The sequence below is a fragment of the Kitasatospora sp. NPDC002965 genome, from assembly GCF_040611255.1.
In the GTDB taxonomy this organism is placed as follows: Bacteria; Actinomycetota; Actinomycetes; order Streptomycetales; family Streptomycetaceae; genus Kitasatospora.
On sequence record NZ_JBEXNT010000256.1, the window covers coordinates 1 to 5,047 of the forward strand.

General features: G+C 75.1%; 5 protein-coding genes. 2 read left to right on the forward strand and 3 right to left on the reverse strand.

Annotation, left to right across the window (positions count from 1 at the left end):
• Nucleotides 1-195 precede the first annotated feature (195 nt).
• Nucleotides 196-882, forward strand: coding sequence for a response regulator transcription factor (locus ABZY91_RS41315; protein WP_329881347.1), 687 nt, complete (start codon nt 196-198; stop codon nt 880-882).
• Nucleotides 883-927: 45 nt separating this feature from the next.
• On the opposite strand, the gene ABZY91_RS41320 is transcribed toward ABZY91_RS41315, so the two are convergent.
• From ABZY91_RS41320 to ABZY91_RS41330, 3 genes are all read right to left on the reverse strand, one after another.
• Nucleotides 928-2,118, reverse strand: a complete 1,191-nt coding sequence (locus ABZY91_RS41320; protein ID WP_355409316.1) for a serine hydrolase domain-containing protein — start codon at nt 2,116-2,118, stop codon at nt 928-930.
• A gap of 192 nt (nt 2,119-2,310) precedes the next feature.
• Nucleotides 2,311-2,655 carry a hypothetical protein gene (locus tag ABZY91_RS41325; RefSeq protein ID WP_355409318.1) on the reverse strand — a complete coding sequence of 115 codons (345 nt, stop codon included), beginning with the start codon at nt 2,653-2,655 and terminating at the stop codon, nt 2,311-2,313.
• A 217-nt stretch (nt 2,656-2,872) separates the two neighbouring features.
• Entirely contained in the window at nt 2,873-3,886 is a 1,014-nt protein-coding gene (locus ABZY91_RS41330; RefSeq protein WP_329881350.1) for a zinc-binding dehydrogenase, read from the reverse strand.
• 94 nt (nt 3,887-3,980) lie between these two features.
• Between ABZY91_RS41330 and ABZY91_RS41335 the strand changes: the two genes are divergently transcribed.
• Nucleotides 3,981-4,667 (forward strand): TetR/AcrR family transcriptional regulator, encoded by a 687-nt coding sequence (locus ABZY91_RS41335; RefSeq protein ID WP_355409320.1) that lies wholly within the window; start codon nt 3,981-3,983, stop codon nt 4,665-4,667.
• Nucleotides 4,668-5,047: the final 380 nt, after the last annotated feature.

Genomic DNA, 5,047 nt, shown 5'->3' on the forward strand with positions numbered 1-5,047 from the left:
GACCGGGACCGTGGTCCCGGTCGGGGAGGGGGCGGGAGACCGGGACCGGCACCCTGACGACACCTCACCGGTACCCGTGGTCACGGGGCCCGGACCGGAGCGGGTACGGTCTGACCGGAATGCGGGAACGTGTCACGTCCCCGCCGCAGGGCGGGGCGGACCGGACGCGCCGGTCGAGGGAGAGGAACTGCTCGGATGACGGCACCACCGGAGCCGATCAAGGTGCTGATCGCGGACGACCAGCCACTGGTACGTCGCGGACTGGCCCTGATCCTGTCCCCCGACCCGGGGTTCGACGTGGTCGCCGAGGCGGAGAACGGCGAGCAGGCGGTCGCCCTCGCGCACCGGCACCGGCCGCACGTCGTGGTGATGGACATCCGGATGCCGGTCCTCGACGGCGTCGCGGCGACCGAGCGGCTGTCCCGCGAGCTGCCCGAGTGCCGGGTGCTCGCGCTGAGCACCTTCGACATGGACGAGTACGTGGTCGCCGCCCTGCGCGCGGGGGCCTGCGGGTTCCTGCCCAAGGACATCTCCCCGGAGGAACTGCTCTCGGCGGTCCGTACCGTCCACACGGGCGAGGCGGCGGTGGCCCCACGCCTGCTCACCCGTCTGATCTCCTCCTACGTCACCTCGGCCCGGCCGCCGCAGCCGGCGGCACCGGCCACCGGCCTGGGCGAGCTGACGCCGCGCGAGGTCGAGGTGTGGCGCCTGCTGGCCACCGGGCTCGACAACACGGAGATCGCGGGGGCGATGGAGATCAGCGTCTCCACGGTCAAGAACTACATCACCAGCATCTTCGGCAAGCTCAGCGTCCGCGACCGCGCCCAGGCGGTGATCGCGGCCTACGAGTCCGGCCTGGTCGAGGCCCGGCCGGCGGGCTGAACCGGGGGCGGGCCGGTGACCGGCCCGCCCCCACCCCGCCGGGGGTCAGCGGCAGAAGGCCGCGTCCACGGCGTCCGCCATGTGCCGCACCGTCGCCTCGTTGTCCGGGACGGCGGTCACGGTGATGTTGACGGCGCGCCCGTCCTCGGTGACGCCGCCCCGCGACCGGAACGCCTGGGTGGTGCCGCCGTGGCCCCAGTACACGCCGCCGCACGAGAGCGGCCTGCTCTGCAGGCCCAGCCCGTAGCGGATACCGGGGCCCAGCTCCTCGGCCGGCACCGTGGTGCGCATCTCGGCGAGCTGCGCCGGCGGCAGCAGCCGCCCGTCGAGCAGGGCCGTGTAGAAGCGGTTGAGGTCGGTGTCGGTCGAGACGATCGCGCCCGCCGCCCAGGCCACCGACGAGTCCATGTCGGTGAACTCCCGCAGCGGCCCGCCCGGTTCGCTCCGGACGTAGCCCTTGGGGTGGCGCTCGTGGATGGCGAGGTCCCCTGGGGCGGGGAAGTAGGTGTGGCGCAGCCCGATCCGGTCGATCACCCGCCGGGTGATCTCCTCACCGACGGGCCGGCCGGTGACCTTCTGGACGATCAGGCCGGCCACCAGGTAGTTGGTGTTGTTGTACTCCCACTTCGTGCCCGCCGGGAAGCGGGCCTTGCGGGCCAGCGCCATGTCGATCAGTTCGCGGGGCTCGAAGTAGCGGTACCGCACCGCGGTGAGGTCGGCCAGCGCCGGGTCCTCCAGGTACTCGGGCAGGCCGCTGGTGTGCTGGAGCAGCTGCCGGACGGTGACGGTCCGTCCGTCGAACCCGTCACCGCGCAGCAGGCCCGGCAGGTAGGTGTCGACCGGGGCGTCCAGCCGGACCTTCCCCTCGGCGACCAGCTGCAGCACGGCGACGGCGGTGAACGCCTTGGTGTTGCTGCCGATCCGGACCTGGCCGCCGACGGGCACGGCGGCGCCGGTCGCGAGGTCCCCGACGCCGGCGGTGTAGGTGCGGGTCCGGCCGTCGCGGCCCCGTACGGCGGCCAGGGCGGCCGGCAGGCCGTCGTCGCGCACCAGCGCGTCGAGGCTCCGCCGGACGGAGTCGGGCCCGGCAGCGGCGGGTGCCGGGGCGGGTTCGGAGGCGAGGGCGGCGGGCGCACCGGCCGCCGTCAGGCCGGCGACCACGGCCGCGGCCAGTGCGGCGGCCACCGCGGCTCGGCGACGGCCCGTCCCGGTCCGGCGCGTTGCGTGTTCGGTCATCAAGCGACTCCCCTGGTGGACGGCGCCGGGAGCTCCCGGCGCCTTCCAGAGGACCATGCGGGAGCAGGGCGGTTCGTCCGCGTCCGGAAGGAGAGCCGAGGCAGGAGCGTGCTCCGGGAGGGGCCACCGCGTGGGACCGTGCTCCCGGGGACAGGCCGGGCCGGGCCGCCGTGCGTGGCCTGCCGTGCGCGCCTACGACTGGTCCCAGACGTCGACGGTCAGCGTCCGGTCGGCCGGGCAGGCGGCGATCAGGTCGGGGTGCAGCTCGCGGCTCCACACCCGGACGTCGGGCCGGGCGCCGGGGATCGCGTCGCCGTCGAACAGCGGCAGTACCTCGCCCGCGCGGACGGTGAAACGGTTGGGGTAGCCGTCGAAGGACAGCTGCTCGGCCTTCCCGCTCGCGGCGAGCTTCATGATCCAGTCCGCCCCGAAGAGCCCGGTCTCCCATGTGGCGAGGACCACGGGACTGCCCGCGCCGTCCACGGCCTCGTCGGCCTGCGGGCCCGGTGCCGACACGATGATGAACCAGCCGAGCATGCGACACGCTCCCCTTCGGTCCGCTGCGGATCGGTCGAGAGCCTACGCGGGTCAGGCCGGCGGCACACCGCTTCGGCGAACCTCCCCGGATAGGGCCCGCGAACGTCCGGCGGGGCCGGAGGAGGCCGCCGGCGGTGCGAGCCCCACGGGCGGACCGGCCCGGCCCCGGTGACGGCCGGCCCGGGCCGGCCCGGGCCAGGAGGTCAGGGCCAGGAGGTCAGGGCTTGAGGATCAGCCGGATCGGGTCGCCCTTCTTCTGCTCCAGCGCCTCCACCGCGTGGGCGGCGTCGGCCAGCGAGAAGGTGCCGCTGACGGACCGGGAGAACTCCAGCCGGCCGCCGCGCACCAGGTCGACGAGGTCGATGACGTCCTGCGGTCCGGAGCCGTAGTGGCCCCGGATCTGCTGGCGCAGGTAGCTGACGAGGGTGCCGTTGGTGACGGTCAGCGGCTTGTCGGTCAGACCGACCAGCACCAGGCGGCCGTGCTCCCCGAGCGAGGCCATTGCCTGCTCGCGCACCGGCGCGACGCCGGCGAAGTCGAACGCGGCGGCCAGCGGGCGGCCCCGGGTGGCGGCACGCAGGCGGTCGGCGAACGCGGGGTCGGCGGGGTCGAGGGCGGCGTCCGCGCCGAAGGCCAGTGCGCGTTCGCGGGCCGCGGGCAGCGGGTCGACGGCCACGATCGGGTAGGCACCGACGGCGCGGAGGAGCTGGACGCCGTGGGCACCGAGGCCGCCCACGCCCCAGACGCCGACGGCCTCGGCCGGGCGGACCGCGCCGGTGGACGTGATGGCCGCCCACGGGGTGGAGACCGCGTCCGGGACGAAGCAGGCCTGCTCGAAGGGCAGGTCGTCGGGGATGGGCACCAGGGTGGTGGCGGTGGCGAGCGCGAACTCGGCCCAGCCGCCGTCGTAGTCCACGCCGCGGGTGTAGACGACGCCGTCGCGGGTCTCGCCGGCCTGGAGCAGCACGCGGTCGCCGACCGCGGCGGTGGTGACGCCCGCACCGAGGGTGTGCACGGTACCGGCGACCTCGTGACCGAGGGTGACGGTGTCGCCCTGGAGGAAGAGCGGCTTGAGCATGCCCTGGATCAGGTGGACGTCGGACAGGCAGACACCGGCGGCCTCGACCTTGATCAGGACCTCGCCCGGGCCGGGCGAGGGCACGGGCACCTCCTGGACGGCGAAGGCTCCCTTCGCGACGTCGAGCCGGCCGGCGAGCATCGTGGCGGTCATTCCGGTTCCCTTCCACAGGGGGCGGCGGTCGGTGGGCGCGCCGCTCCGTACTTACTTGTTGTTCGACAAGCAAGTTGCACCCTACCATGGTGGTATGCCTACGCACGAAGCCCCGGACCCGTCCGCCCGGCCGCCCCGCCCCTCCCGGCCCTCGCCCGGCGGATCCGGCGAGCCGCCCCGTCGGACCCAGGCCGAGCGCCGCGCCCGGGCCGAGGCCGCACTGCTCGCCGCCGCCGCCCGGCTGGTCGCCGAACACGGCAGCGCCGGGGTGACCCTCGCCCGGGTCGGCGAGGAGGCCGGGTTCAGCCGCGGCCTCGCCACCCACTACTTCGGCTCCAGGGCCGCACTGCTGACCCGGCTCCAGGAGGAGGCGCTCTCCGAGGCGATGGCGGCCGCGGCACCCGAGCGCAGCGGCTCCGACCCCGTCGAGGAGCTCTGCCGGTTCGCCCGGGCCTGCCTGGACGGGGTGCGACGGCCGACCGACCTGGGGCGGGCGTTCGTCGTCCTGGGCGCCGAGGCCCTCGCCGGATCGTCCGAACTCACCGACGCCGTCGCACGGTTGGACGCCCGGATGCGCGGCTGGGTGGCCGGCGTGGTCCGCCAGGGCGCGGCCGACGGGCAGGTCCGGGCCGGCGTGGACCCGGACGCCTACGCGGTGGCGCTGGTCGGCCTGCTCAAAGGGCTGATCGTGCAGGCCGCCGCCGCTCCCGAGTCCTTCGCGGTGGACCTCGCGGGCACGGAGGCCGAGCGGTGGATCCGCCTCGCCCTCACCGCGCCCTGACGGCCCGCCCCTCCTCGCGACCGACCGGCGGCCGAGGCGCTCCGGCGCTTCGGCTCTCCGGGGCTCCGGGGCTCCGGCGCTTCGGAGTTGACGAATCTGTCCATGAAAAGGTCTTCTGTACAACGGAGTCGGCCTTCGCGCCCCGCCGGTGACGGCGGCGGGGTATAGCGCCGGCCGTCGGTCCCCAACGGCATCTCCCGCCGATCGGCGGGTGCTCCTACGGTTTGCGGCAACCCCCACACCGTGACCGCAGGAGATCCCCCATGCTCAGACGACCTGTCCGGGCGGCGTGTGCCGTCCTGGCCGCCGCCGTCCTGACGTTGACGGCGCTGCAGACCAGCGCCGGCGCCGCCGCGCCCCCGGCGGGCGACCCCGCCGAC

Bases quoted from the DNA above. Each gene is read 5' to 3' on its own strand.
- ABZY91_RS41315 (WP_329881347.1), top strand. From the start codon at position 196: ATGACGGCACCACCGGAGCCGATCAAGGTGCTGATCGCGGACGACCAG.
- ABZY91_RS41320 (WP_355409316.1), bottom strand. From the start codon at position 2,118: ATGACCGAACACGCAACGCGCCGGACCGGGACGGGCCGTCGCCGAGCC.
- ABZY91_RS41325 (WP_355409318.1), bottom strand. From the start codon at position 2,655: ATGCTCGGCTGGTTCATCATCGTGTCGGCACCGGGCCCGCAGGCCGAC.
- ABZY91_RS41330 (WP_329881350.1), bottom strand. From the start codon at position 3,886: ATGACCGCCACGATGCTCGCCGGCCGGCTCGACGTCGCGAAGGGAGCC.
- ABZY91_RS41335 (WP_355409320.1), top strand. From the start codon at position 3,981: ATGCCTACGCACGAAGCCCCGGACCCGTCCGCCCGGCCGCCCCGCCCC.